Here is a 26,707-nt window from a genome sequence, read left to right as displayed (position 1 = left end):
GCCATTTTCTCCGCTTTTCCACCCACCGGATGACCCACATCAGCCTCCAGATGACCCTCGACTTTTAGCGGTACTCGGAGTAGATTTTCGGCATGGGTACAACATCGAACCCCAATCGCGCGATCATCGTCCTGCTTGCGCTGCTGGCCATTCCGGCCGTTGCCGGAATTCTCGCGCCCGTCGGCCTCAACGTCCTGCCCAGCGCTGCCGGCGAGAGCGCCGCGCAGTTAGCCGAGACCGGGGCTCAGGGGTTACTCCCGATCATCATCATCGGGGCCATTCTGGTGATTGCCGGGGTGGCTCTGACCCTGCTGCGGGCACGAAAAAACAAGTCCGAAGACTAGGTTTTTCGCGAAAATTCGCATTCTCAACGAGGCCGGGAGGCCGGGCTTTTCGCCGCTGGTTCAGGGGTATTTCTTCCCCGCAAAACCGCGGCGTGTCGAGGCCGTATGGTCGGGCGTTCAGAACGGTGATTTGTAGGCCCCCGCACCCTCTAGGATGGGAGGTGTCCGGCACCAGCTGCTTCGAGGAGAAACCGTACCCGTGACCGCTATTCCCCCCACCGTAGAGAACCAGGCCGCGTCTGCCGCGGCCGCCGAGGCCGATACCGTGGCCAACGCGATCGCCACCCCGGAACGCGAGCAGCCGTATGCGGCGCTTGGTCTGACCGAGGGCGAATACCTCAAGATCCGTGAAATCCTCGGCCGCCGCCCTACCTCGGGCGAGCTGGCCATGTACTCGGTTATGTGGAGCGAGCACTGCTCCTATAAGTCGAGCAAGAACTACCTCCGGAAGTTTGGCAAGAAGGTCACCCCGGAGATGACCAAGAACCTCATGGTTGGCATGGGCGAGAACGCCGGCGTGGTGGACATCGGTCAGGGATGGGCGGTGACCTTCAAGGTCGAGTCGCACAACAGCCCGAGCTATGTGGAGCCCTTCCAGGGTGCCGCGACCGGTGTCGGCGGAATCGTCCGTGACATCATCTCGATGGGTGCCCGTCCGGTGGCCGTCATGGACCAGCTGCGCTTCGGCGACATCGACCACCCCGACACCGCACGCGTCCTGCACGGTGTGACCGGCGGTATCTCCTTCTACGGCAACTGCCTGGGCCTGCCCAACATCGGCGGCGAGACCGTGTTTGACCCGATCTACCAGGGCAACCCGCTGGTCAACGCCCTCGCCGTGGGTGTGCTGCGCCACGAGGATCTGCACCTCGCCAACGCCTCGGGCGTGGGCAACAAGGTGGTCCTGTTTGGTGCCCGCACCGGTGCCGACGGCATCGGTGGCGCCTCGATCCTCTCCTCGGTTGCCTTCGAGGAGGACGGCCCCTCCAAGCGTCCCGCCGTTCAGGTCGGCGACCCCTTCGCCGAGAAGGTACTGATCGAGTGCTGCCTCGAGATGTACCGCGATGAGCTGGTTGAGGGCATCCAGGACCTCGGTGCCGCGGGCATCTCCTGCGCCACCAGCGAGCTGGCCGCAAACGGCGATGGCGGCATGTTCGTCGAGCTGAGCAACACCCTACTGCGCAACCCGAACCTGACCCCCGAGGAAATCCTCATGTCGGAGTCGCAGGAGCGCATGATGGCCGTGGTCACCCCCGAGAAGCTCGACGCCTTCCTGGCCGTCGCAGCCAAGTGGGATGTGGAGACCTCGGTCATGGGTGAGGTGACCGACACCGGCCGCCTGATCATCAACTGGCACGGCGAGGAGATCGTCAACGTGGACCCCACCACCGTCGCGGTGGACGGCCCGGTTTACGACCGCCCGGTTGCCTACCCGACCTGGCTCGACGCCCTGCGCGCCGACCGCGGCGAGGCCCTGCCCCGTGCCACCGAAGGCACCGAGCTGCGCGAGCAGTTCCTCTCGATCGTCGCATCGCCGAACCAGGCCGATAAGTCCTGGATCACCGACCAGTACGACTACTACGTGCTCGGCAACACCGCGCTGTCCTTCCCCGATGACGGCGGCATGATCCGCGTCGACGAGGAAACCGGCCTGGGTATCGCCATCGCGACCGACGCCAACGGCCGCTTCTGCCAGCTGGACCCGCGTCAGGGTGCCAAGCTTGCCCTGGCCGAGGCCTACCGCAACGTGGCCGTGACCGGCGCGGTTCCCGCCGCCGTGACCGACTGCCTGAACTTCGGTTCCCCCGAGAACCCCGAGGTTATGTGGCAGTTCTCCGAGGCCGTGGACGGCCTCTCGGACGCCTGCCTCGAGCTGGGCATCCCGGTGACCGGTGGAAACGTCTCCTTCTACAACCAGACCGGTGACACCCCGATCTTCCCGACCCCCGTGGTCGGTGTGCTCGGCGTGATCGACGACGTGGCCGACCGCACCCCGAGCGGATGGCAGGACGACGGCGAGAACCTCTACCTCCTGGGCACCACCCGCGAGGAGCTCTCCGGCTCGGCCTGGGCCGGCACCGTGCACTCGCACCTCGGTGGAACCCCGCCCGAGGTGGACCTGCCCGGCGAGATCGTCCTGGGTGAGCTGCTGCGCGCAGCCTCCGCCGAGGGCCTCGTCAGCGCCGCCCACGACCTCGCCGACGGCGGGCTCGCACAGACCCTCGCCGAGGGTGTCCTGCGCTTCGGCGTGGGTGCCCGCATCTGGCTGGGCGACATCATCGAGCGTGACGGCGTGGACACCACCACCGCCCTGTTCTCAGAGTCGACCGGCCGCGTGCTGGTCTCGGTGCGCCGCGAGGACGACGTCCGCTTCCGCGGACTGTGCGAGGGCCGCGGCTACCCGGTCCAGCGCATCGGTGTGACCGACGCCTCCTCGAACACCCTCGAGGTCCAGGACGTCTTCACCGTGGGCCTCGACGAGCTGCGCACCGCACACGTCGACACCCTGCCCAAGCGCTTCGCCTAGCGAGTAGCGAATACGGCGGCGGGCCGGGCACTTCGGTGCCCGGCCCGCTTCGTGTTTTCACCTAGACTCTCACTCGGGCATCGAGGCGCGATCCCGGAGGTCGAGGAGACGAAATGACGGAGTCGCCGCGGGATTGGGCACGGCATGCCTGCTTTTCGGTTGGCATGATCCGTGCGGGCGAATTGCGGGGCCATTTTGTGGGCGGTAGCGACCGCCACCCACCGGCACAGACGAGCACCGACCCGGAATCCGCCCGAAACTGGGGGTGGGACTGGACCGTGGAACCCGCTCACGTTGCGGCCGAGTGGAGCGGATACGCCGAGCGCCTTCCGGTGGCGGAGGCCCGTGGAATCCTCGGATCCTGGGATGCGTGCTGGGCACCCGCCAATCTGGTATTTCCCGCATTCTTCTGGCTCTTTGGGGATACCCGACGCTGGGACTCCATGCACCGTTCGGGCCGCACGCGGTGGCGGTGGATCGGATGGGATTCGCCGCTTAACCTGCCTCCGGCAATCCCCGAGCCCTGGGCGATGACCCTGCGCACTTCGGAGCTGGCTACAGCAATCGCGCTCGGTCAAGGCCTGCGTCCCACCGACACATCGGCAACGTTCGCCGAACTCCTCGCGCTCGAACGGCCCCTTCACGAGTATTCGGCACGACTCACGGCGCTGAATCTGGCCTGGGCCATCATTCCGCGCACGGGCGGTCTGACCGAACCGAATGCCAACGACGGGCACAGTGCAGAGGCCCACGGCACTGCGGCGAGCGATAATGCAGAAAACGGCACCGAGCAGGGCACGAGCTTAGCCCCGCTGACCTATTCAGCCGCAGACATCGCGCCACGCGCGATCACCCTGTTTCACGAGTGGCAGGATCCTAAACGGTATCGCCTGCGCCGTTTTCGCATCGAAACCCACATCCGCACAACCGACGTCGCCACACTCGGCGTCATCGCGGTGTCGGCGCTCCTGCAACACACTCCGTATACGCTCGCGCTGGTCCAGCCCGGTCAGCTCTGGCATCCCGCTCCCAGTGATCCCTGGCGTGAGGTTCACACCCTCGTGGAGCGATACCCGGGCTGGAACTACGCGAGTGGTCTGGAGAGAAGACCAGACACGGAATAGCCCTCACCACTGCGGCTAAGGATTACTGAAATGACCTCGTAAAAGGTTTAGGAAACCTAGGCGAATCGACTCTTACCCACTCGAGACGAAGGCGAGCTCATCACCGAGGCACTTTCGGCTGCCTGATTTGTCTTTCGCGATGCGCGATCCGACAGGGTCTTACCTCCAGCAATTGAGGAAATCCGCGCGCCTCGAACAACAAATCGCCGTGCTCCTGCACCGCTCTTTTCTTGCTTGGTCGTCATACGTTCCTCACTTTCGATTCACCCGAAGTTGATACCGCGAGTATACGTGATCACAGTTACGTACTCTAGGTCATTGCACTGAAGATTCGTCTCACGAGCCCTGCGCTCGCAAGGAGAAACGCAAGTACCAGCGAAGTGATGAGCCCCACCCACCACAGGAGGAGAAGGGGGCCAAGATGAAGCTTCCCGACCAAGCTTCCCGCCATCGCAAACAAAAGCAGGGCGCACGTCATGAGCATGATGCGCAGCGGTACCAAGGCTCGTGATGCCGACACGTTCTCTGGCGTTGAGGCAAGGAAGCTGATAAAGACCGCTGGTACGGCTAGAAAGAGGGCAGCAGCGTTCCCACCCACTTCTCTCAGCGTCGGTGTGGCCCCGTCCAGAAACAGCGCGAGGAAAAAAATGAGGGCGGTGAGAGACGTCACGAATAGGGTCACCACCCGCAGCCCTCTCCACGGAACGGCAAGCCGCACGATTGCGTCATCTTTGGGCAGAAATCCGTAGGCACCATGGACGTGAGCCACCGGCACTCCAGAATCGTCATCCAGCGTCGGTCCGAAGACGGGATTCGGGACATCGGAGCTTGGGAGGTGAAGGCTTCGTACGTCCAATTGTGGCGGTGTCTGGAATTCAAGGTGGTACGAGGCTGTCGCGTGGGGCATATGCATGTTGATGACGATCTCTTTTTCGGCCCATCCGATTGCCACGAATAGATTCAAGAATCTCGCTTTTATGCTTTGTTCTTCCTCGATCACCCAGTGGTAGGAGAATTTCACAACCTGCCGAATCCCGCTATCTCGCGCAGGCACGAGGCCGATAAGGAGAAAGCTCGACGCTAGTTGCTCTACAAGGTCAACGACATCGTTCGATAAGAAGACGTCTTCCGCCCAGATCTGCTCCCCATTCCACCGTCCTGCCTCACACAGCTCCCGTACCTGTGCCGAATATTTCATTCCCTCGTCCGACAAAATCACCCGCACGATCCGCTCAAGCTCATCACTTCTCCTCACCCCGGAAGCCTCAAGCAAGACCAAAACGGTTTCATACATAAGAGGGTTACTTTCGGATGCTCCCATCAGTGGCAAAGAGTTTCCACGCGCATCTAATGCGTCGAGATGACGCATTGGCCCCTTGGAGATGAATGCCAGGGGGACCATCAACAGCCCGTGAACATCGTTGATGTCGGTGCGTACGCGTTCAGTCTGGTCATACGCGAGCAACGGCTCGGGAACCGGCGTACAGTCAATCGAGTGTTTGAGTCGCCCGCGTTCCCCTTCAAGCGGGTGCACACTGTCCACTCGTCGGTGAACCCACTGGGGCCACTTATCGATCACATCAGCCAAGGCCCGAGCCGCTAATGCCTCGATATCGCTTTGACCAAATCCGATGTCTGAATCGCGGTTGACGGAAAGAATCGGCGTTTGCCTGACGTTTCGTTCACCGAAGCGTAGAAAATGCATGACACGCCACGATCGCATTGCCCCACTCATCGAAGAATCACTCTCTGCATAACAGAATATTAGGATTCTCAATTACCTCCGGCAGGCTTTCCACTCGGCTGTGGAAAACCACTCAGGAAGGAGAGCCTGTGGAGGAACGAGCTAGCCCGGGGGACGGAACGAGCTAGGCGGGGATCGGCTCGGTGAAGGCCTGCACGATGCGGGCGATGGTGTCGGAGACCTCGTCGATGGTGTCCGGGCCGGGGTTGCTTGAGCCGGCGAGCATGACGCGCGTGATGCCGTCCGAGTAGATGGCACCGAGCACCTGGGAGAGCTCACGCGAGTCCATGGTGAAGCGCAGCCCCACCATCGCGACCAGCTCATCCAGGCGGGCACCGAGCATCGACATCGCGCGATTCTCTCCGGCGATGTAGGTTTTGCCCACCTCGGGATCGCGCAGCGCGAGCATCTGGAACTCGCTCTGCATCAGGCACCAGGAGCGGTTATCGGGCTGCAGACCGAGGAAGTCACGCACGATGCCGGAAATCTGGTCGGTGGTGATCTGACCGCGCTCGGGGAGGTAGGCGGTCAGGCCCGCCTCGAGCCGGTCGAAGCGCACCTGGTTTTCGCGGTCGGCGAGGGCGAAGAACAGCTCTTCCTTTGATTCGAAGTTGGAGTAGAAGGCACCACGGGTGAATCCGGCCTGCTCGGTGATCTGCTCGACGGTCGCCGCGGCGATCCCGTGCTCGGCAAACACGTCATAGGCGGCATCGATGAGGCGATCGCGGGTCCGCTTGCGGCGGGCACTTTCGACGACCGGCGCTTCTCCCGTATCTGCACTCATAAAATCCTCAGCTTTCTCCACTACAAATTGCGATACACCGATGTATCGAATACATTTGTGTATTGAATACACTAGCGTATCCAAACTTTTCCCACGAGCCCCTCGTTCAGGAGTTATTTCGTGTCATCCCTACTCTATTCGCTGGGCCGCTGGGCCTTCGGCGCCCGCAAACTTGTGCTGGGTATCTGGATCGTGATCCTCGCGCTGTTTGGTGCGGGCGCGGGCCTGCTCGGCCAGGGCACCGAGAACAGCTTCAGCATCCCGGGCACCGAGTCTCAGGTCGCCCTCGACAGCCTCAAGACCACCTTCCCCCAGATCAGTGGCGCATCCGGCCAGATCGTGGTGGTCAGCGGCGACAAGCTTAAGATCGACGATCCGACGATCAAGAAGAGCGTCGAAGACACCGTCGCGACGCTGGAGAAGATCGACGGCATCGAGGGTGCGGTGTCGCCCTTTGGCGACACGGTCAAGGGCAATATTGCCGATAACGATCGTGCCGCGCTGATCTCGATCCAGTTCTCCGGCACCGCACTTGAGGTCAAGCCCAAGACCATCGACGGCGTAGAAAACGCGCTGGCCGACCTCAAGAAGGAACTTCCGCAGGGGGCCACCGCGTCCCTCGGAGGCGACGTCTTCAACGCCGAGGTTCCCGCCGTCTCACTGACCGAGGCCGTGGGTGTGGTCGTTGCGCTGATCGTGCTGCTGTTCACCTTCGGCTCGGTCGTGGCCGCGGGAATGCCGCTGCTCAACGCCCTGATGGGTGTGGGTGTGTCGGCGCTGGCGATCATGTTTGTGACCGTCTTTGGCTCGGTCCCGTCCACGACCCTGATGCTCGCCCTGATGCTGGGCCTAGCGGTGGGCATCGACTACGCCCTGTTCATTCTGGCCAGACATACCGAGCAATTGGCGCGTGGAATGGACCCACGCGAGTCCGCCGCTCGCGCCATCGCCACCGCCGGTTCGGCCGTGGTCTTCGCCGGTCTGACCGTGATGATCGCCCTGGTGGGCCTGTTCGTGGCCGGCATCCCCTTCCTCACCACGATGGGTATCGGTGCCGCCGCATCGGTCCTGGTGGCCGTCCTCATCTCGCTGACCCTGATGCCCGCGATGCTCGGCTTTGCCGGCGAACGCCTGCGTCCCAAGGTGGGCAGCCGCGCCGAACGTCGCGCGCTGAAGAACGCCGCCCGCACCGAGAAGCGTGCTGCCCGCCGCGGAAAGGGCGAAGCCGACGACACGAAGCCCGCCCATGCCGCCCCGGCCCCCGCCGCCGCACCCGTACACACCGAGCCCAAGCCCAACCGCTTCTTCCTCGGCTGGGTGCGCGCGGTGACCCGCTTCCCGCTGGTCACCATCATCGTGATCGTGGTGGGTCTCGGCGCCGCCGCCCTGCCCGGTCTGCACCTGCGTCTGGCCCTGCCGGATGCCGGGTCGCACGCCCCGGGTTCGGAGTCGCGCGAAACCTATGACAGCATCGCCGATAACTTCGGTGCCGGATTCAACGGTCCGCTGATCGTCACCGGAACCATCGTCAAGAGCACCGATCCGCTCAAGCTGATGTCGGATATGGCCGCCGAGATTGAGAAGCTGCCCGGCGTGAAGTCCGTTCCGCTGGCGACCCCCAACGCCTCGGCGGACACCGGAATCATCCAGGTGATCCCGAGCGATGGGCCCAACTCGCAGCAGACGCAGGACCTGGTGGCGAAGATCCGCTCGATGCACGATCACTTCCAGGACAAGTACGGCGTCTCGCTCTCGGTCACCGGCTACACGGCCATGGCGATCGACGTCTCGACCATGCTCGGCGGCGCACTGCTACCATTCGGTCTGCTCGTGGTGGGCCTCTCGCTGGTGCTGCTGACGATGGTGTTCCGCTCGATCTGGGTCCCGATCAAGGCGACCCTGGGCTACCTGCTGAGCGTGGGTGTGTCTTTCGGTGTGGTGGCCGCGGTGTTCGAACTGGGCTGGGCTGCAGATCTGTTCAACGTGCATCAAACCGGTCCGGTGATCTCATTCATGCCCATCCTGCTGATGGGTGTGCTGTTTGGACTCGCGATGGACTACGAGGTCTTCCTGGTAGCCCGAATGCGTGAGGAATACGTCCACGGGGCCACCGCCAAGCAGGCCATCGAACGCGGCTTCACCGGGTCGGCCAAGGTGGTGACCGCCGCCGCCATCATCATGATCGCCGTGTTCGCCGCCTTCATCCCCGAGGGCGATAACAACATCAAGCCGATCGCCCTGGGCCTGGCCGTGGGTGTGGCCGTGGATGCCTTTATCGTCCGCATGATGCTGGTCCCCGCGGTGCTCGCACTGCTCGGCGACCGTGCCTGGAAGATGCCGCGCTGGCTCGACAAGATCCTGCCGTCCTTCGACGTGGAGGGCGAGAGCCTGTCCCACGACATCAAGCTGCGCGAGTGGCCCGAGCCCGGCAACACCGACGCGATCGTGGGGGCGGACCTGCGTCCCGCCGGCGACCAGTTCGCCCCGGTGGGTGTCTCGGTTCGACCCGGCGACGTGCTCACGGTTTCGGGACCGGCGTCCGCGGTGTCCCAGACCCTGTTGACGCTGACCGGCCGCCAGGAGGTGACCGAGGGCATCCTCAAGGTCACCGGACGCGTGCTGCCGACCCATGCCGGGGCCGTGCGTCGCCGTGCGGCCTGGGTGGATATCAGCCACACCAGCGAGCGGGCCTTTGAGGCGCTGCTCGCCGAGAACCCGGAGATCCTGGCGATCGACGGGGTGGACCACCTGGATCCGATCACCCGATCCCGCCTGCGCGACCGGCTCGAAGCCGCCCGCGCCCGGGTGGCCGCAAGTCGGCCGCTCACCCTGATTCTGGGAACCACCGACCCGGCCATCGCGGCCGAGTGCGTCGCCCCCGCGGCGACGGTGGTTTCGATGACCCTCTCGACCGTGAAATCCGAGGTGCTCGCATGAGCTCACTAACCGACCTCCTGCAGCGGCCGGGGCGCACCCCGCGTCGCCGCGTCCTCTCGATCATCGGGCTGGTCCTGGTGCCGCTGGTGATCGCGGGCATCCTGGTGTGGGCGCTGTGGGATCCCTCCAGCCGCCTGCACAACGTCCGCGCCGCGATCGTGAATGAAGACAAGCCGGTCACCGTGAACGGTCAGCTGGTGCCCCTGGGGCGTCAGCTGACCGCGGGTCTGGTGTCCGCACCGGGCAAGACCGAGACCAACTACGACTGGACCATCACCGACGCCGATGACGCCCGCAGCGGACTCGCCTCGGGTGAGTACGTGGCCGTGGTGACGATCCCCAAGGACTTCTCCGCCGCCGCGACCTCGATCTCCGGGGACAAGCCGCGCGAGGCCGTGATCGACGTGACCACGAGCGACGCCGCCAAGCTGGTGGATGGTGCGATCAGCCAGACCGTGGCCAACACCGCCGCCTCGCTCAGCGGAAAGCAGCTGACCGAGACGTACCTCGACAACATCTACGTGGGCTTCAACACCCTCGGCGAGCAGATCGGTAAGGCCTCCGACGGAGCCAGCCAGCTCGCCGACGGCGCGGGCAAGCTCAGCGGCGGACTCGGCCAGGTGGGCGAGGGCGTGACCCAGCTGGGCACGGGTGCCGGCGCACTGGCCGATGGTGCCGGGCAGCTCAACACCGGTGTCGGCGCCCTCGCGTCCGGTGCCGACCAGCTGAGCTCGGGTGCCGGGCAGCTCGCCCAGGGAACCGGACCGCTGGCCCAGGGCGCGCAGCAGCTCGCCGGTGGTGCCAGCCAGCTGCACGATGGGCTGAACGCGCTGAGCGGCGGCCTGCAGGGCATCAAGCAGGGTGAGGCCCCGCTGCGCGCGGGCCTGGGCCAGACCAGCCAGCTGGTGACCGGGAATACCGCGGTTGCCGGTCAGCTCGGTCAGCTCGCCGCCGAGTGCGCAAGCAGCGGCGCGAGCCAGACCTTCTGCGAGCAGCTTGCCGGTGTGGTGGGCGGTCCCTCCGACCCCAGCGGCGCGATCGCGCGTCTGGCCGGTGCCGAAATCGCCATCAAGGGTAACGGAACCGCGCAGAACCCCGGCCTCGCCGCCGGCGTCAACGGACTGCTCGACGGACTGACCAAGCCCGCCGCTCCCGGTCAGCCCTCGGCCATCGACGGCGTCGCCGCCCTGGCCGCCGCCAGCGGCCAGCTCGCCACCGGTGCCGCCGGCCTCGCCGACGGCGCTGGCAAGCTCAACACCGGTGCCGCGGGTCTCGCCCAGGGTGCCGCCGGCCTCGCCGATGGAACCCACAAGCTGCAGGCCGGTTCCTCCGGCCTTGCCGACGGAGCGACCAAGCTGAGCACCGGAATCTCGCAGCTCGGCGAGGGCTTCACTCCGCTGACCGAGGGTGCCACCTCCCTTGAGGGCGGTGCGGTGCAGCTTGCCGACGGCCTGAAGACCGCGGTGGACCAACTGCCCAGCTACTCGAAGCAGCAGCGTGAGAAGCTCTCCAGCGTGGTCGCCGATCCGATCCGCACCGGCGGCAAGGAGAACGCCACCGAGAGCCTCGGCGGCGCACTCGGCGCGCAGGGAGCCCCGTTCTACGCGGTGCTCGCCCTGTGGCTCGGCGCGCTGGCAACCTTCCTGGTGCTGCGTCCGCTGCCGATCGGCGCGCACGGCTCCACCCGCCCGTCCCCGCTGCTCGCGCTGCGTGCGTTCTGGCCGGGTGCCCTGCTCGGCGCCGGTCAGGGTCTGCTGGTCGCCGCGGTACTGGCACCCCTACTCAAGATCGACTTCTGGCCCTGGGCCGGATTCGCCGCGATCGCGATGCTCGCCGGTGTCGCCTTCGCCGCCACCAACCAGGCGCTCGGCGCGCTGCTGGGCGGCGTGGGGAAATTCATCTCGATGATCGTCGCAATCGTGGTCCTGGCCAGCGGCATCATCGCGACCGCCCCGGCCCTGCTGCAGTCGGCCGTCGGCTGGATGCCGGTCGGACCCGCCAGCGACGCCCTGCGGGCGATCACCGGAGACGGCTCCCCCGCCGGCTCGATCACCGTGCTGGTGCTGTGGACCGTGGGCGCGCTGCTGGTCAGCACGTTCGCCGCGGCACGGGCTCGACGCCGGCCGGAACCGGTAGAGGCTCGCATCTAGCGCACCCCAGACGACGCCGGGTGGTACGGATTTCGTACCACCCGGCGTCGTTTTGTCTGGCCGGTCTATCCGGGCCTGTTTGTCCGGCGGATGAACAAACCCCCGCGGCGGCTGCACCATCATGCACGCCCGTCCCGATAGGGTGTGGGGATGGGCGGCGTACTCACCGGATTCGGGATCATTGCGGTCGTCATCCTTGCCGGATATCTCCTGGCCCGCTCGGGTGCCGCCGGTCCGCAGGGACAGTTTGTCCTCAACCGGGTCGCGTTTTTTGTGGCCACGCCGGCGCTGCTGTTCTATACGCTCGCGCACGCGGAGATCGCCACGATGTTCTCCAGCCGGCTTCCCCTGGCCGCGATGACCGCATTTGGTGCCGCCGGGCTCTTCCTGCTGCTGGCACCACTCGTGCGGCGCGGGAAAAAGCGCACGGTTCCCGAGCAGGCCCTCGGCGCGCTGTCGGCCTCGCTGCTGAACGCCAATAACATCGGGCTTCCGGTCGCGCTCTACGTGTTTGGGGACTACGCCGAGGTGGTCCCGGTCCTGCTGTTCCAGCTGCTCATCCTCAACCCGATCGTGCTGGTTGTGCTGGACCTGGGCACCTCGGGCCGGGTCACACTGCGCGGAATCCTCAGCCAGCCCTTCCGCAATCCGATGGTTATCGCCTCGGCTCTGGGCGTGCTCGTCGCGGTCTCCGAGATCCCCGTCCCCGAGGCCGTGTTCGAGCCGTTCCACATCATCGGCGGGGCCGCGATCCCGATGATTCTGATCGCGTTCGGGATGTCCCTGCACGGCTCCAAACCCCTCGCGGCCGGGGAACATACCGGGGAGATTATCCTAGCGAGCCTGATCAAGGTCGCGGTGATGCCCGCGCTTGCGCTGGGCTTCGGCGTGCTGGTGCTGGGGATCTCCGGTCCCGAGCTCACCGCCGCCGTGATGATTTCGGCGCTGCCCACCGCCCAGAACGTCTACAACTTCGCCAGCCGCTACGGTGTGGGGATGGTCGCCTCCCGCGACACCGTGCTGCTCACCACGGTGCTCGCGGTTCCGGCACTCAGCCTGATCGCCGCCCTGATGATGTAGAAACGGTCTACGCGGTGAAGGGGTGACACACCATCAACGTCGGTGGCGTGGGCGGGCCGCTATGCGGTGAGGGTCACCCCGAGATGCGTGGCCAGCAGCGGTGCGATCCAGGCGAACTGCGCCTCGGTCATCACGCTCCCGGCGAGGGATTCGATCCCGTTGAGCACCCGCGGTTCCAGCCCGCGCAGATCCACGTTGTCCAGGCGCGCCCCGGTGATATCCAGGGTGTGCACCTGGGTCCCGGGGAAGGCCAGCCGGGAGACGGTGGCACCGCCCAGGTCCAGCTCATCGATCGTGCAGTCGGTGAAGGCCATATTGGTGATCATCGCCGAGCGCAGGTTCAGGTAACCGATCTTGCACCCGATAAAGTGGACCGCCTCCCAGCCCGCATCGTAAGCCTCGGCAGAACCAAAGCGAGAGCCCTCGATGCGCACCTCACGGAACTGCGAGCGCGCAACCTTGAGCACCGGCGCATTAACCCGTTCGAAGCGGCTATCAATCGCCCGGAATCCGCGCAGATCCGCACCATCGAGTTCCACACCCAGGAACTCACACTCGGTCAGGTCGAGTCCGGCCAGGGGAGCGCCGCTGAGATCAACATCAACAAATCGGAGCGAGTCCAGCCGCTCGCCCGCGCGCACCTCGGAGTCCATCCCGGATTCCAGGTGGTCCAGCGGTGCGGGATCGAATTCGGGGGCGCGCAGGCCACCCGACTTCGACGGTGAAGTCCGTACCACGGAGTCTAAGCCTCGCGTGCTTCGGCGAGGGTCACGTGGTGCTGAATTACCTCGGCCACAACGAAGTTGAACCACTTCTCGGCGAAGGCCGGATCCAGCTGAGCGTCCTCGGCGAGGGCCCGCAGACGGGCAACCTGACGCTTTTCGCGGTCGGGGTCGGAGGCGGGCATCTGGTGTTCGGCCTTGAGCTCTCCCACCGCCTGGGTGCATCGGAAGCGTTCGGCGAGCATATGAATCAACGCGGAGTCGATGTTGTCGATGCTGCTACGCAGGCGGTTCAGCTGTTCCTGAGGGGTCAATTCGGCCATGCATATAATCTAATACCCCGGGCAGACAATCGCGTCCGCCCGGGGTATGAGTTTGCCTAGTTTAGGCCCGCTCGAGAGTGGGTTGGCTCCGGGCTAGGGCCGCTCGAGAGTGGGTTGGCCCCGGGCTAGGCCCGCTCGGGTTGTGCCAGCACAACCCGCTGGATCGGGCGGGTGGCTCGCACGGCCAGCCACACCAGGGTGAGTCCGATCAGGATGCTGGCCAGGACCACGCCGATCGTGCTCGGGCTGAGCAAGAGCGCCATGCCGGTGAGGGGGAAGATCACCACGCCGCCGATGATGGCGGCGGTGATCGAGACTACCAGCACCGGCGCAATCGCCTGCCGGGAGCGGGCCGACTCGATCATCTCCCGGGGCATGCCCAGGCGATCCAGACTCACGGCAATGTCGCGACGATCCATCACCAGGGCTGCCTGGTTGATGCCCACCGAGACGGCGACCATCAGGAAGGATCCGATCAGCACCACAACGATGCCGGTAAAGATGTCCATCGGCAGGGTCTCAAACCCGTCGGCCCCGTTAGTCCCGTCGTCAATCGCCAGCACCAGACCGATCCCGCTTCCGGCGACCACGGCCACAAATGAGGTCATCGCCACGCCCCCGACCTGACGCCAGATGGCACCGGGGTTGTCGAGGATCGCACGGGCAGTGATCAGCTGGGGGACCGTCTTCGCCCGGCGCAGCTGTAGTTTTGCCCACACCGAGAGCAGCCACGGTCCCACCAGGCCGAGCACGGCCAGGCCAATCGCAACGGCACCGCCGATGGCCAGCGCGATCCCCACCTCGACGTTCAGTGCCCCCAGGCTCTGCAGCACCATCGAGATGACGATCAGCGCGGCCAGCGCGATCAGCGGGCGTACCCAGTGCGGCTGCGGCTTCCGCTGCCGAGTGCGAACCCCCAGCGGCGAGATGACCACGCGGCGCAGACCAACCACCGAGCTGATTGCGGCCAGCAGGGTTACCCCGGCAATGATCAGCGCCATCGGTCCGGGTCCGATCCACAGCTCCTCGGCACCGATCGGGTGCCCGCGGAAGGAGATCAATCCCACCAGCGGGCTGGTGGCCAGCGCCAGGAGTACCCCGCCGATTGCGCCGAGCAGGGCGATGACCGTGGATTCCAGGACGGTGATCCGGGTCACATCGGCGCCGGTTGCGCCGATCAGCCGCAGCGAGGCCAGTCGGTCGTCGCGGCGGCGGGCGGAGAGCCGGGCCGCCGCCGCCCCGAGCCCCAGCAGGGGAACGATCAGCAGGGAGAGCGCGAGGGTACTCAGGATCCGGTACATGATCGCCTCATCCCCGGTGATCCGCCAGAACATCGCGGTACCGCCGGCCACAATCACCAGCAGTGCACTGGTCACACCGAAGGCCACGGCAGGCAAAATCAGGGCCGCGGGGCTCTGGGTTCCGGGGCGCGCCAGCATCCAGGTCAGCCGGAGGACCGGCACCCGGCGGCGGGCCCGAACGGGCAGCGGCGTGGGGAAGGTGGTCTGGGTCGTGGTCATCGGGTTTCTCCCGTCGGACGGTCCCAGCCCTCGCCGATAAAGGCCGGGGCGGGCTGTGCCGAGGCCGTGGAGTCGCCCGGGTGTCCCGGGTCGGTGTGCACGCGGCCGTCGCGGATGTGGATGATGCGGTCGCAGCGCGCGGCCACCTCGCGATCATGGGTGACCACCACCAGGGTGTGGCCCTGACCCACGGTGGAGTGCAGGAGTGCGTCCATCACGTCGGCGGAGGTCTGCGAGTCCAGGGCGCCGGTGGGCTCGTCGGCGAAGATGATCGAGGCTCCGGTGACCTGGGCACGGGCGATCGCAACTCGCTGAGCCTGACCACCGGAGAGCTCGCCGATGCGGCGATCCCCGAGCCCGAGCAGACCCAGGGCGTCCAGCCAGCGCCGGGCGTGGGTTTCACTCTCGGCCCGCGGATATCCCGCCAGCATCATCGGAAGCGCGACGTTTTCGGTCGCGGTGAGCTCGGGGACCAGCAGTCCCTGCTGAAACACAAAACCGAAGGATTCCCGGCGCAGCTTGGAGCGTTCACGGTCGTTGAGGGCGCTGACCTCGATTGGACCGACCGGGCCGTTGAAGGTGACCCGGCCACCATCGGGCACGATGATCCCGGCGAGGGTGTGCAGCAGGGTGGTTTTTCCCGAGCCGGAGGCACCCATGATGGCGACGGACTCTCCGGCCGAAAGCGCGAGGTCAACGCCGGCGAGGGCGCGGGTTTTCCCGCCGTATACCTTAACCAGGTTTGCGGCGCTGAGCACTGTGTGCGTGGGCACGGAGTGGAAATTGTTCATGTTTCCATCCTCCGCGCACACCCGGAGCGGGGCATCGACCGGGCGAGGGAACCCCGTCATCCGGCAGAGGTATCCGCCCCGATGCTTGCGGATGGTGCGGGACTAGGCTGCGCGCAGATCCGTCGCCCGATCTGACCGTGCCGGTCCGGAGGTCCTAGGCGGCGCGCAGATCCACCGGTCGGGTCCACCGAGCCAGGCGGGTTTCCAGTCCGTGCCGCACATCGGGCCACTCATCCACGATCACCGAGTAGATCGCCGTGGTCCGCCAGGTGCCGTCGGCGCGACGCTGGTCACGGCGCAGCAGCCCCTCGAACTTGGCACCGAGCTTGAGGATCGCCGCCCGCGAGTGATCGTTGAGCGCATCGGCCTGAATGCGGACGCGGCCGAATCCGCTGGAAAAGGCCAGGTTCAGCAGCAGCAGCTTGGCCTCGGCGTTGACCGCGGTGCCCCAGACGGCCGGGTCATAGGCGGTCCAGCCGATGTGGGCGGCCTCCCGGGGCAGGTCGAAGTCTCCGAGGGTAGTGGTACCCACCACGGTTCCGTCGGCGTCGCCGCCGACCAGGCGCACGGTGTACACATTCTTGCGAGTGCGGCTGTAGTAGCGCGAGGCGAACTTTTTGAATCCGGCCAGGTCCTTGGGCAGCGCCGCCAGCCCGCCCCCGTAGCCGTCCGCAAATACCTGGGGCCGGCCGATGGCCTTCCACAGATCCGGCAGGTCTTCGTCGGTCATCACGTCGAGGCGGATGAAGCGGCCGATGAGCGGTTCGGGTGCGGGGATCCGTGCTGTCATCTCACGATTGTAGGCCACAACGACCCCTGACCGACGCTGTGTCGGCATCGTTTACGCCCCGTTTATCGTTCTCCGGCCGAATTTATGCGGATACCGCCGAGGGGTCGGCCAGCACACACGTGGGTGCACCGACGTCGGCGTGCCCCACCGGACGTCCCGGAACCCCGCGCGCATCCAGACGCAGCGTGGTGATCTGGTGCGAGTGTTCGTGGGCCACGTGCAGCAGATCACCGGCGAGCAGGTGGTGGCGCGGCCAGCGGCCTCCGCTCTCGGTGTCGGCAATGGGGCGCACGGTCTGGCCGTTGCCGGACACTTCGAGGGTCGAAATCCGATCGCTCCCGCGGATGCCCGCATAGAGGCGATCCCCCGCGGCGTTCTGCGAGAGCTCGGCCGCGGCGTCCTGCTCCTCGGCACCGTCGGCGGTCGCCGAGACCGCAGCCACCACACGCCAGTTTCCGGCGTCGGCCGGGGCGATGGTGAAGATCTCGATACTGCGTTCGGTGACCACGTGTACGTGCCCGCTGGGGTGGGCGATCAGGTGACGCGGCCCCACACCGAGCGGCAGCGCCAGCGTGCGATCCAGGGCGAGCCCGGTGCCCGTACGCTTCCAGAAGCGCAGCGCGTCATGTCCCAGGTCGGTGGAGAGAATGCGCCCGTCGGCCAGCTCGACGCTCGCGTGGGCGTGTGAGGGGCGGGCCGGCGCAGCCTCGGCCACGTGGGAGGCGAGGGTGAAGTCGGTAAATGAGGTGGGTCCGGGACCGCCGGTCAGCTCGCCGTCGGTGAAGGGATTGCGGTGCGGGTCGATCGAGGCCACCGGATCGGCGGCGTCGGCGAGAATCGCCCCGTCGGCCCCCAGCGGGTAGGCGAGGACCCGGCCGTCCCCGTAACCGGTGGCAATCAGCAGCGCACCGTCGGCGGTTACCGTGAGGTGGCACACCGAGTCGGCGGAGGCGCGGGCCGGGCCGAAGCGCACGGCGCGCTCACCGGCGCGGTACGCCTGCACCCGCCCGGAGAACTCCAGGGCCGCATAGAACACCGGCAGGGTGGGGTGTGCGGCGAGGAAGGAGGGGGAATCCGCGGCGGTTTCGGCACCGGGAACCAGCGATCCATCGGATCGCGATCCCAGTGCGGTAATTCCCGTGCCCGGGGCGTTGGCATCCTTCGTATAGGAGCCCGACCAGAAGCGTGCGCCGCTCATCGTGGTGCCCGCGCGGACGTCAAAACCGTGAACTCTCGCTGTTCCATGTCCACATGCTACCGGACGCGGATGTCATCCATTTTTCCAGAACCTGCGGCAGTCTTGAGGTTCGTGAGCGCTCAATCTTGAGTCGGACCCGTAATTATTGGGGAGAGTAGGCAAGACCCCCAGTTCCGGGGGCGTTTCATCAGGAGGAGCGTCATGTGCGTTGACCCCACAGACCATCCGCTCCTCGAACACGCGGAGATTGAGCGGCTCGGCGCCGCGTTAAATGGCGACCTCGCCGCGACCCGCGCCTTCCTGCACTCGTTTTGTGAGCGTTGGCCCGAGCGGATCGCGGCCCTCGAGCAGAGCATTCTGCACTCGGATGTGCTGCACGCACGCGATAGCGTGCTGAGCATTCGTACGTCGAGCGCGATGGTGGGTGCCAAGCGCCTCACCGCCATCGCCACCGGAATTGAGTGCACGCTGAGCGAGGGGCACCCCGACCGCGTTGAGGAGAACCTCCGTGCGCTGCGGGTGAGCGGGATCGAAACCATCGAGGCCCTGCGCGCCTATCTCAGCGGGCCGGCATTCGCCTAGCAATACCCCACCGCCCGGTGTGGGTTCCGCTCTGGATGCGGAGCTAAACCGCGTCGACTCGCGCGGGTGCCATCCGGTATCCCACGCCCCGCACGGTTTCCACCCATTCGGGCTGGCGTACGTCGTCGCCGAGCTTGCGTCGAAGGTTACCGAAGTGCACCTCGATTGAGCGTTCCTCGGACTCGCTGACGTAGTCGCTGACCACGTATTCACCGGAGCGCAGCTCACGCACCAGGTCTGCCTTGGAGCGCACGCGACGCCCCGAGGCCAGCAGCGAAGCCAGCAGGTCAAACTCGGTACGGGTGAGCGCGATGGTGAGGCCGCGGCACTCAACGGTGCGGGTATCGCGGTCCAGGATCAGCCCGTTGTGGCTGGACACCCGGTCCGAGACCGGAGCCTCGGCCACCACGGGTGCGGCAGCGACCGCGGGGGATGCGGTTGACGCGGCGGCCGGGACGGCAGCCGGAACCTCTGCGGCACCACCACGGGGTCGACGCAGCATGGCCTCTATGCGCGCCCGCAGTTCGCGCGGGCGGAAGGGCTTGGCCAGATAGTCATCGGCGCCGGATTCCAGCCCGAACAGCACGTCGACCTCATCGGCCTGCGCGGTGAGCATCACGATATAGCAGTCGCTGAAGAGTCGGATGCGACGAGCCACCTCGAGTCCATCGATATCCAGCAGTCCGATATCCAGCGTCACGATGCTGGGCCGTTCGGTGCGCACCAGCTCCACACCCTCAATCCCACTGGGTGAACTGGCTACGGCGAATCCCGCCTGCGTCAAAATCGTCGTGATCAGACCGCGAATATCGGGGTCATCTTCGATCACGACCGCGGTGCGGATCGGCTCGGTGGTCATCCTGGTGGTACTCCCTGGCTACGGCGGGGGAAAAACGCCGTTCTTTCAGCCTACCTCCCGATGGAGAGAAGCGCACCAGGCACCCAGTTGTGTACCCCGAATGGGGGTCTTATTTCTGGGAAGTTGAGCGGCGTCGCCGTCCCAGGAGCACCAGGGCTCCGGCCGCGATCGCGCCACCCGCACCCCACAGCCACGGGGCCGGGGAAGCACCGGTTTCCGAGAGCCATCCGCCACCGTGTCCGGCCGCCACGGGGTGGCTACCGTTGCCGTTGGCGTCGGGCAGTGCGGTTCGGTCCTGAGCGGTGACCCGAATCTTGAACGGCACCGTGCGGTCCATCGTGCCGTTGCCCGATTCGCCGGGAAGCGAGATTTCCAGATGCACCGGGGTGACCTGGTCGGCACCGGTCCCCAGATCCATGACGCTGCCCTCCTGGAGCAGGTCGCCCAGGACCGCGTTTTCCTGCGCGGTGGGGGTACGCACGCTCACGCGCGCCGACTGTCCCAGCGGACCCCGCGGATCCATGTCGGCAAACAGTGCCAGCGAAAGCGTGGATACGCCTCCACCTCGACGCACGACGTTGAAATCGGCCGAAATCTTGCTGCCGGGGATCAGGATCTGCGCGCCAAACATGTCGCCCAGCTCCCCCTGGCCGCTGCCGGTCAGCTCGATCGACCGGTCCTCCGGAGAGGCAAAGGCGGCACCGGGCAACGCCACAATCAGCGTCGCGGCCAGCAGGCTTCCGGTGAGTACGCTGCGCAGGCTCATCCGGCGAACACCTCAATCTCAAAGCTCGGCGGGACCTGGGCACCGGTCCACTCCAGGACAACCCACTGCAGCACGCTGCCGGTGGTGTCCTCAAGCGGGTTGGTTCCCGCGGCGGGCGGGGTCAGTACGGTGGGGTGTGCGGACGCGGGCGCGTCGGTACCGGCGGGGGTTTTGGGCCAGGTGCCGCCGGGCGCATAGTAGTTGCCCGCGAGATAGACGGCCGAGTTGCCGTGCACGGCACCGGACGGTGCGGCCGCGGCATTACCGGAGAATACCGAGTCGAGCGTGGCGGCGCCGGCCGGGGCAACCACGCAGTTGGTCCCGCCACAGGCGGGCACCGCGCCGGCCTGGTTCCCACGGTTGCGGGTGGAATCCACCAGCCAGGAGTAGCGCGAGGTGGATGCGGCCACGCCGGTGGCCGGGTCGATGGCCTGCCCATCGGTACCGCCGGCGAGTGCGCGCAGCGAGGAACCGAGCGCCCCGGCGGGGTTCAGCCTGGCGGCTGCCAGGTTTCCCCCGGCGGGTGCCACGCTCCAGTCGCCGGCCGCCGGCGCACCGGTTCCGCGCCAGGCGCTGACCCGGACCGATCCCGCGGGGATCTTATCGGCACAGCCCCAGAGGCGAACCCCGAGGCCGTCGGTGGTGTTGGCGATACCCTCGGTGGAGGCAAACTGCGCGCTGCGCACCACGGGCACGATCAGCACGCGGGAGGATCCCACACTCTGGAAGTCGGAGAGGGCGTAGACGTTAGACTTCTTGGCCGGGTCCGGGACCGAGCACCAGGTACCCAGCGCGGTATCGGCGCCCGCGGTTACGGTGGTGGTCAGGTACGCGCCGGTCACGGCGGTGGGGATGCCCACGGCGGCGAGGGCGAGGCCCACACCGAGGGCGATCAGTCGGGGACGAAACTTCACGGTCGTTCCTCCGATCGGGGTACCTGGGTCAGGGTGGCATCGAGCTTGAAGGCGGCCAGCGGGCTGGACTTGAGCTCGCGCAGTTCCCGGGCCACGTCGCCGCCGTCATCGGCGGTCGCGGGCACGGCCACGGTGACGTCGATGGTGCAGCTGGCACCGGGCTTGAGCGTGGTGTTCGGGGCCTGGGCTAGCGTGGCGGTGATCTTTCCCGCCGAAAGCTGTGCACCAGACACGGTGCATCCGGCCGTTCCCTCGGCACCAATCTTGAGCGCACCACGACCGTACATGGTCACGCCGAGGTCGGTGGCGGTCGCGGTGATGGTGCCCGATATTTCGGTCTGCACCGGGTTCGCGGGGGCCGCGGTCACCACGAAGCGGATGCGCTGGGCGCGCACACCCGGCACGATGCCGGTGCCGGGGGCCGCGACGATCGTGCGGGAGGTGCCGGTGGTGACGGTGTCGACGGTTGCGGTTGCGGTTGCCGAGATCCCCGAGGCCGCCGAAATAGTGGCGGTGGGGCCGCTGGCCTGATCGTTGAGGTACGCGATCGTGCCGGGTCCACCCAGGAGGGCAACCCCGGTCAGGGCGGCGAGGACCGCGACGGTCCAGACCCGGGCGCTGCGGGTTCGGAACAGGCGACGGAAGAGGGACTCCTTCACCGCTGCGGGTTCGGGAGTCGCTACGGACTCGGCTTCCGGAGCGGGCCGTTGCGGGTCGGTGCTCACGAGGCGGCTCCGATCGGCTGCTGGGTCAGGGTGTAGGTCATCGCGAGCTTTACGCTACCGGACATCGCGGTGGTCGTTTCCCAGGGCAGGGTCACGCTGACCACCACGGGAACGGTACGATCCCCGGCATTCACGGTGCCGGCGGGGGAAATTCCTGCGGTAATGGTCGTGGCGCTGCCCACGCTCACCACGCGTGTCACCAGGGTCTTGGCGAGGGCGGCATCCGCGGCGGAAGCGGTGCTACCGGTGACGCTGAGAGCCGAAACGGTGAGGCTTGCGCGCATGTCGGTACCGATCAGTTCAACCGGAACGTTGACGGTGCCGGTGAGCACGTCGCCGGGGACGAGGGCCTGACCGGTGTAGGCGATCGCGGCGGATCCGCGACCCTGGGGCACGTCCTGTCCGAGGGTCCACGCGGTGGTGGCTCCGCCCACGTTGCCCAGGCTCAACGATCCCGACTGGATTCTCAGCGGTGCCGCATCCTTGGTATCGGTCCAGAACGCCAGTGTTCCGGCACCACCCATGAGCAGCGCGGCCCCGAAAACGGCGGCGATGGCGGCGGTGATGAGCTTGCGCACGCTGAGCCTTTCGTTCGGGGCAAAAGTAGGAGGGTATGGGATCGGCCCCGTGAGGATGTTAGGGGGGAATACTCACGAGGCCGATCCGTTTTGTCGAGCTGAGCTCAGACCGGGGCAACAGCAGGGGGATGCTGTGTCCCATCCGGCGGGGCCGAAGCCCGCACACCGGGTGATACGTCACACGATATTGCTGTGGGGACGTATCCGTGACCTCCGCCCGAAGGGGGATTCAGCGAGGGTCACGAGTCTTGTTACTGGCCGGCGGCAACCTGGGTGAGGGTGTACTTGGCCTGCAGGGTTGCGCTGTTGCTGATTTCGCCACGGTTGGCGGCGACCGGAGTCTCGCCATCCCACTTGTAGGTCACCGCGATCACGACGGGCACGTTGACGGTGCTCTGGCCGTTGGTGCTGGTCAGGGTAACCGCACCATCAACCGGGGTCTGGCCCTTGATGCTGACAACCGCAACCGAGAGCTTGTCGCGCAGCGAGCTGGCTTCCCAACGCAGCTGGTCAACCTTGAGGCTGGCCTTGATGTCGTTTCCGGTCAGGGTTACCGGAACATTGACGGTGGTGGTGAGGACGTCACCGGGAACGATGCGGAACGACGAGGGGTCAACCTGGGTGGGCTGGGTCTTCGTGTTTCCCACAACGTGCTGCACGCTCCAGTTGGCGGAACCGATCTGGCCCAGCTCGAGGCTTCCCGAGTTGATGGTCTGAGCCTGGGCGTCCTTGGTGTCCGTCCAGTAGGCCAGGGTGCCGGCGCCGCCGAGCAGGAGTGCTGCGCCGAGGGTAGCGGCGATTGCAGCGGTGGTGGTCTTCTTCATGGCAAGTCCTTTGGGGGGAGGTCGTCTTGGGGGGGAGGTGACGAGTACTGCTTCGGGTGGGTGACGGCGATGAAAACGATTTCGGGTGGTTTTCGATGAGAACAGTTTCGGGTTGTCCTCGGCTGTGAGAGCAATTTCGGGTTGTCCTCGGGTTGTCCTCGGGTGGATGCAATTTCGGGTTACATCCTGGTGTCTGACCGGTTCGGGCCGGTCTCGCTTGCCGTTGACTCAATAATTGCGATCCCGGCTCAAGATGACCGACGTAATCGTGACAACATTTCGCAATTTTTGGCGCGGGGGACATCGTTAGCTCAAGGAAACCTCAAGATTAGGTCCGTCGGGTCCCCCAACCGCACGCTCGGCGCAGGATGCCCCCATCCGAGGTGGGAATTTTCCCGTACAGTGAACGCTTATTTACGTCACAACCCACGAAGTGGGATCAATCGATGTGAATAGGGGATAGATCATGACCGAGACGAATATGGAGTTTGCCCGGGGAATGCGCGAGTCGTATTCCGCGCAGAACTCGATGGCGGGTGCCGCCGATGCGGTGAGCATCGTGCGCACACGACAGATTCCGGCGAGCGGACCCGATCGAGAAATCCGGGTGCGAGAGTATCGCCCCACGGACTCGGACCAGATCCTTCCACTGATCATCTTCATCCACGGGGGCGGATTCGTGTCGGGGGACCTTGAAACCCACGACGTCCTCGCCCGGGCACTCGCGCTCGGGGTTTCGGCGACCGTACTCGCGGTTGACTATCGGCTGGCCCCGGAGAATCCCTTCCCCGCCGGTCTCGATGATGTCTCCGCGGTTTCGCTGTGGGCACGGGCGCACGCCGAGGAGTTGAGGATCGACCCCACCCGTATCGTGATCGGTGGCGACAGCGCGGGCGGAAACCTCGCGCCGCTCGCGGTGGCACAGGCTCGGGATACGGGACAGGCGGGATTCGTCGCGCAGTTCCTGTTCTATCCGCTCCTGGACTTTAGAACGATTACGGATTCCTGGGCGCGACTGGGCGACCAGTACTTCCCCACCCATGAGGTGATGCGCGGGGTGGATGCCGCCTATCTCGGGTCGGACATCTCCCTCGGGGATCCGCGCATCTCGCCCCTGCTGGGCAGCGTGGAGGGGATGCCTCCCACGATCCTCGCCGTGGGCACCCTCGATCCACTCCTGGACGACAGCCGGCAGTTTGCCACGCTCCTGGAAGCCGCAGGGATTCCGACCACCCTGATCGTCTCCGAAGACGCCACGCACGGCTACATTCAGTACTTCAAGGATCCGTCGGGTGGGCCCGCGGGTCGGGAGGCGCTGGAGCGCACCGTCACCGTGCTTCGGGAAGTTCTCGCCAAGGACTCACTGCTCTAGGCGGCGACGGGCGCGACCCCGCACGGCACCCACGACCACAACCGCGGCGTAGCCGATCAGGGCGATGCCGATCCCACGAGCCACCCAGGTACGGGTGTCGGACTGGATTCCCTGGCTGAGGTACCCCACAAAAGGTGCCCAGTACCAGACCTTGCCACGCACCTGTTCGGGGCGGACGGGGTTCGGATCCGGCGCGGGGTTTGCATCGCCCTTGGTCTGTAGGCGCGGACCGTCCTGGGTCACGTTGACGGCGATCACCCGGTGGGTCACCACCTCGGGTTTGCCGGAGGCGATCTGGTAGGTGATGACGTCGCCCACGCGGATCGCGTCGAAGTCGATCGGGCGCACCACCACCGTGGTTCCCGGGGGCATGTTGGGGCGCATCGACCCGGTCAGCACCGTGTAGGGGGTTGCTCCGGTGACGCGCGGGACAAGCACAAAGGCGACGATCAGCAGGACGGCGGCACCGATCACGATCCAGGAGATGACCTTGGTGATCAGTCCGGCGATGCGGCGTCCGCGGGAGCGCGGAGCGGGTGTTTCGGCACCGACCGCGGGCTCGTCAGTCTCGCCCGCGACAGGCTCGGCGGGGGCGGTTCCGTCCGCTTCCGCGGGAGTGGGAGCAGTGCCTTCCGCGGGCACCGACGCAAACGGCCCCGCCTCCCCGGGTTCATCCGATGTGCGCGCCTCGGGGCGGCTCACCGGTTCACGTTCCGGGATGGCGGGGTCGTTCGTCATGTCTGGCCTAGTCGATCAGGTCGTGACGCACGATGATGGCGTCGCGGCCCGGGCCCACGCCGATGGCGGAGATGCGCGAACCGCTCATCTTCTCCAGGGCGAGCACGTAGTTGCGTGCGTTCTCGGGCAGGTCATCGAACTCACGGATGCCGCTGATGTCGGTCTCCCAGCCGGGGAACTCCTCATAGATGGGGGTTGCATGGTGGAAGTCGGTCTGCGAGACCGGAACCTCGTCGTGGCGCACGCCGTCTACCTCATAGGCGACACAGACCGGGATGGTCTTGAGCTCGTCGAGGATGTCGAGCTTGGTCAGCACGAAGTCGGTGACACCGTTGATACGCGAGGTGTAGCGGGCGATCGGGGCGTCATACCAGCCCACACGGCGCGGACGGCCGGTGGTGGTGCCGAACTCGAAGCCCTTGGCGCGCAGGTAGTCACCCGAGGCATCAAACAGCTCGGTCGGGAAGGGGCCGGCACCCACGCGGGTGGTGTAGGCCTTGACGATGCCGATGATGCGGTCCAGCTTGTTCGGGGCCACACCGGAACCGGTGGCGGCGCCACCCGAGGTTGCCGACGAGGAGGTCACGAACGGGTAGGTGCCGTGGTCGATGTCGAGCATGGTGGCCTGGCCACCCTCGAAGAGCACGTTCTCGCCGCGCTCCAGGGCACGGTTGAGCTCGAGCGAGGCGTCAACAACCATGGGGCGCAGACGCTCGGTGTAGCTGAGCAGGTCTTCCATGATCTCGTCCACGGTGATCGCGCGACGGTTGTAGACCTTGAGCAGCAGGTGGTTCTTGACGCCGAGGGCACCCTCAACCTTCTGACGCAGGATGTTCTCATCGAACAGGTCCTGCACGCGGATGCCCACGCGGTTGATCTTGTCGGCGTAGGCCGGACCGATACCGCGACCGGTGGTACCGATCTGGCGCTTACCCAGGAAGCGCTCGGTCACCTTGTCCAGGGTGCGGTGGTAGTGGGTGATGATGTGCGCGTTGGCGCTGATACGCAGCTTGGACACGTCCACGCCACGAGCCGAGAGAGCCTCAAGCTCCTGGAACAGAACCGAGAGGTCCACGACAACACCGTTGGCGATGACGGGGGTCACGCCGGGGGTCAGGATGCCCGAGGGCAGCAGGTGCAGGGCATACTTTTCGTTGCCCACCACCACGGTGTGACCGGCGTTGTTCCCGCCGTTGAACTTGACCACGTAGTCGATGCGCGAGCCGAGGAGGTCGGTAGCCTTCCCCTTACCCTCGTCGCCCCACTGGGCTCCTACGATCACAATTCCCGGCATGGTGGTGTTCCCTCTTTCGGT

Annotated in this window: 24 protein-coding genes; 8 read left to right on the top strand and 16 right to left on the bottom strand. The window is 66.1% G+C overall.

Going from position 1 to position 26,707, the window contains the following annotated elements; all coding sequences use genetic code 11:
- Positions 1 to 92 precede the first annotated feature (92 nt).
- The 3 genes from M2390_RS12640 (at position 93) to M2390_RS12630 (ending at position 3,995) form a co-directional block, all read left to right on the top strand.
- Positions 93 to 344, top strand: a complete 252-nt coding sequence (locus tag M2390_RS12640; RefSeq protein ID WP_259179210.1) for an LPXTG cell wall anchor domain-containing protein — start codon at positions 93 to 95, stop codon at positions 342 to 344.
- Between the two features lie 154 nt (positions 345 to 498).
- Entirely contained in the window at positions 499 to 2,871 is a 2,373-nt protein-coding gene (purL, locus tag M2390_RS12635) for a phosphoribosylformylglycinamidine synthase subunit PurL (RefSeq protein WP_396823061.1), read from the top strand.
- Between the two features lie 278 nt (positions 2,872 to 3,149).
- A complete protein-coding gene (locus M2390_RS12630) occupies positions 3,150 to 3,995 on the top strand; it encodes a hypothetical protein (protein WP_259179207.1) in 846 nt (281 codons plus the stop codon).
- 310 nt (positions 3,996 to 4,305) lie between these two features.
- On the opposite strand, the gene M2390_RS12625 is transcribed toward M2390_RS12630, so the two are convergent.
- Complete coding sequence (locus tag M2390_RS12625) at positions 4,306 to 5,700, bottom strand: hypothetical protein (RefSeq protein ID WP_259179205.1); 1,395 nt, start codon at positions 5,698 to 5,700, stop codon at positions 4,306 to 4,308.
- 163 nt (positions 5,701 to 5,863) lie between these two features.
- Positions 5,864 to 6,523, bottom strand: a complete 660-nt coding sequence (locus M2390_RS12620; RefSeq protein ID WP_187977284.1) for a TetR/AcrR family transcriptional regulator — start codon at positions 6,521 to 6,523, stop codon at positions 5,864 to 5,866.
- A gap of 120 nt (positions 6,524 to 6,643) precedes the next feature.
- On the opposite strand from M2390_RS12620, the gene M2390_RS12615 reads away from it, so the two are divergent.
- The 3 genes from M2390_RS12615 to M2390_RS12605 all read left to right on the top strand — a co-directional run bounded on the left by M2390_RS12615 (position 6,644) and on the right by M2390_RS12605 (position 12,690).
- On the top strand, positions 6,644 to 9,460 hold the full coding sequence (locus tag M2390_RS12615) for an MMPL family transporter (RefSeq protein WP_259179203.1): 2,817 nt from the start codon (positions 6,644 to 6,646) through the stop codon (positions 9,458 to 9,460).
- A complete protein-coding gene (locus tag M2390_RS12610) occupies positions 9,457 to 11,610 on the top strand; it encodes a YhgE/Pip domain-containing protein (protein ID WP_259179201.1) in 2,154 nt (717 codons plus the stop codon). Before M2390_RS12615 ends, M2390_RS12610 begins: the two co-directional genes overlap by 4 nt.
- A gap of 150 nt (positions 11,611 to 11,760) precedes the next feature.
- Complete coding sequence (locus M2390_RS12605) at positions 11,761 to 12,690, top strand: AEC family transporter (RefSeq protein WP_259179199.1); 930 nt, start codon at positions 11,761 to 11,763, stop codon at positions 12,688 to 12,690.
- 59 nt (positions 12,691 to 12,749) lie between these two features.
- Here the strand turns inward: M2390_RS12605 and M2390_RS12600 are convergent, their stop codons facing one another.
- From M2390_RS12600 to M2390_RS12575, 6 genes are all read right to left on the bottom strand, one after another.
- Positions 12,750 to 13,427 carry a pentapeptide repeat-containing protein gene (locus M2390_RS12600; RefSeq protein ID WP_259179196.1) on the bottom strand — a complete coding sequence of 226 codons (678 nt, stop codon included), beginning with the start codon at positions 13,425 to 13,427 and terminating at the stop codon, positions 12,750 to 12,752.
- Positions 13,428 to 13,432: 5 nt separating this feature from the next.
- Positions 13,433 to 13,735: a chorismate mutase gene (locus M2390_RS12595; protein ID WP_121649287.1), complete on the bottom strand. Its 303-nt coding sequence runs from the start codon at positions 13,733 to 13,735 to the stop codon at positions 13,433 to 13,435.
- A gap of 125 nt (positions 13,736 to 13,860) precedes the next feature.
- Positions 13,861 to 15,255: an FtsX-like permease family protein gene (locus tag M2390_RS12590; protein ID WP_259179192.1), complete on the bottom strand. Its 1,395-nt coding sequence runs from the start codon at positions 15,253 to 15,255 to the stop codon at positions 13,861 to 13,863.
- Positions 15,252 to 16,046: an ABC transporter ATP-binding protein gene (locus tag M2390_RS12585; RefSeq protein WP_396823057.1), complete on the bottom strand. Its 795-nt coding sequence runs from the start codon at positions 16,044 to 16,046 to the stop codon at positions 15,252 to 15,254. The genes M2390_RS12590 and M2390_RS12585 overlap by 4 nt, the downstream gene beginning before the upstream one ends.
- Positions 16,047 to 16,200: 154 nt before the next feature.
- Positions 16,201 to 16,836: a GNAT family N-acetyltransferase gene (locus M2390_RS12580; protein ID WP_030147832.1), complete on the bottom strand. Its 636-nt coding sequence runs from the start codon at positions 16,834 to 16,836 to the stop codon at positions 16,201 to 16,203.
- Between the two features lie 82 nt (positions 16,837 to 16,918).
- The gene (locus M2390_RS12575) at positions 16,919 to 18,034 is read right to left on the bottom strand and encodes a lactonase family protein (protein ID WP_259179187.1); all 1,116 of its coding nucleotides are present in this window, start codon (positions 18,032 to 18,034) and stop codon (positions 16,919 to 16,921) included.
- Positions 18,035 to 18,235: 201 nt separating this feature from the next.
- Here M2390_RS12575 and M2390_RS12570 point away from each other — a divergent pair, with 201 nt between their 5' ends.
- Entirely contained in the window at positions 18,236 to 18,616 is a 381-nt protein-coding gene (locus M2390_RS12570) for an Hpt domain-containing protein (RefSeq protein ID WP_259179185.1), read from the top strand.
- 43 nt (positions 18,617 to 18,659) lie between these two features.
- Here the strand turns inward: M2390_RS12570 and M2390_RS12565 are convergent, their stop codons facing one another.
- From M2390_RS12565 to M2390_RS12540, 6 genes are all read right to left on the bottom strand, one after another.
- A complete protein-coding gene (locus M2390_RS12565) occupies positions 18,660 to 19,475 on the bottom strand; it encodes a response regulator transcription factor (RefSeq protein WP_259179184.1) in 816 nt (271 codons plus the stop codon).
- Between the two features lie 109 nt (positions 19,476 to 19,584).
- On the bottom strand, positions 19,585 to 20,241 hold the full coding sequence (locus tag M2390_RS12560) for a hypothetical protein (protein WP_259179181.1): 657 nt from the start codon (positions 20,239 to 20,241) through the stop codon (positions 19,585 to 19,587).
- Positions 20,238 to 21,155: a hypothetical protein gene (locus tag M2390_RS12555; RefSeq protein ID WP_259179178.1), complete on the bottom strand. Its 918-nt coding sequence runs from the start codon at positions 21,153 to 21,155 to the stop codon at positions 20,238 to 20,240. The genes M2390_RS12560 and M2390_RS12555 overlap by 4 nt, the downstream gene beginning before the upstream one ends.
- Positions 21,152 to 21,880 (bottom strand): hypothetical protein, encoded by a 729-nt coding sequence (locus M2390_RS12550; RefSeq protein WP_259179177.1) that lies wholly within the window; start codon positions 21,878 to 21,880, stop codon positions 21,152 to 21,154. The genes M2390_RS12555 and M2390_RS12550 overlap by 4 nt, the downstream gene beginning before the upstream one ends.
- The gene (locus M2390_RS12545; protein ID WP_259179175.1) at positions 21,877 to 22,458 is read right to left on the bottom strand and encodes an alternate-type signal peptide domain-containing protein; all 582 of its coding nucleotides are present in this window, start codon (positions 22,456 to 22,458) and stop codon (positions 21,877 to 21,879) included. Before M2390_RS12545 ends, M2390_RS12550 begins: the two co-directional genes overlap by 4 nt.
- A gap of 251 nt (positions 22,459 to 22,709) precedes the next feature.
- Positions 22,710 to 23,282: an alternate-type signal peptide domain-containing protein gene (locus M2390_RS12540; protein ID WP_051701715.1), complete on the bottom strand. Its 573-nt coding sequence runs from the start codon at positions 23,280 to 23,282 to the stop codon at positions 22,710 to 22,712.
- A gap of 466 nt (positions 23,283 to 23,748) precedes the next feature.
- On the opposite strand from M2390_RS12540, the gene M2390_RS12535 reads away from it, so the two are divergent.
- Positions 23,749 to 24,654, top strand: a complete 906-nt coding sequence (locus tag M2390_RS12535; protein WP_259179174.1) for an alpha/beta hydrolase — start codon at positions 23,749 to 23,751, stop codon at positions 24,652 to 24,654.
- On the opposite strand, the gene M2390_RS12530 is transcribed toward M2390_RS12535, so the two are convergent.
- Positions 24,643 to 25,392 carry a signal peptidase I gene (locus M2390_RS12530; RefSeq protein ID WP_259179173.1) on the bottom strand — a complete coding sequence of 250 codons (750 nt, stop codon included), beginning with the start codon at positions 25,390 to 25,392 and terminating at the stop codon, positions 24,643 to 24,645. The genes M2390_RS12535 and M2390_RS12530 overlap by 12 nt on opposite strands.
- A 7-nt stretch (positions 25,393 to 25,399) precedes the next feature.
- On the bottom strand, positions 25,400 to 26,686 hold the full coding sequence (locus M2390_RS12525; protein ID WP_030147821.1) for an adenylosuccinate synthase: 1,287 nt from the start codon (positions 26,684 to 26,686) through the stop codon (positions 25,400 to 25,402).
- Between the last annotated feature and the right edge of the window lie 21 nt (positions 26,687 to 26,707).

Origin of the sequence: Mycetocola sp. BIGb0189, assembly GCF_024810155.1 — a bacterium.
Classification (GTDB): Bacteria; Actinomycetota; Actinomycetes; order Actinomycetales; family Microbacteriaceae; genus Mycetocola; species Mycetocola lacteus.
This window is presented reverse-complemented; position numbering and strand designations above follow the sequence as displayed.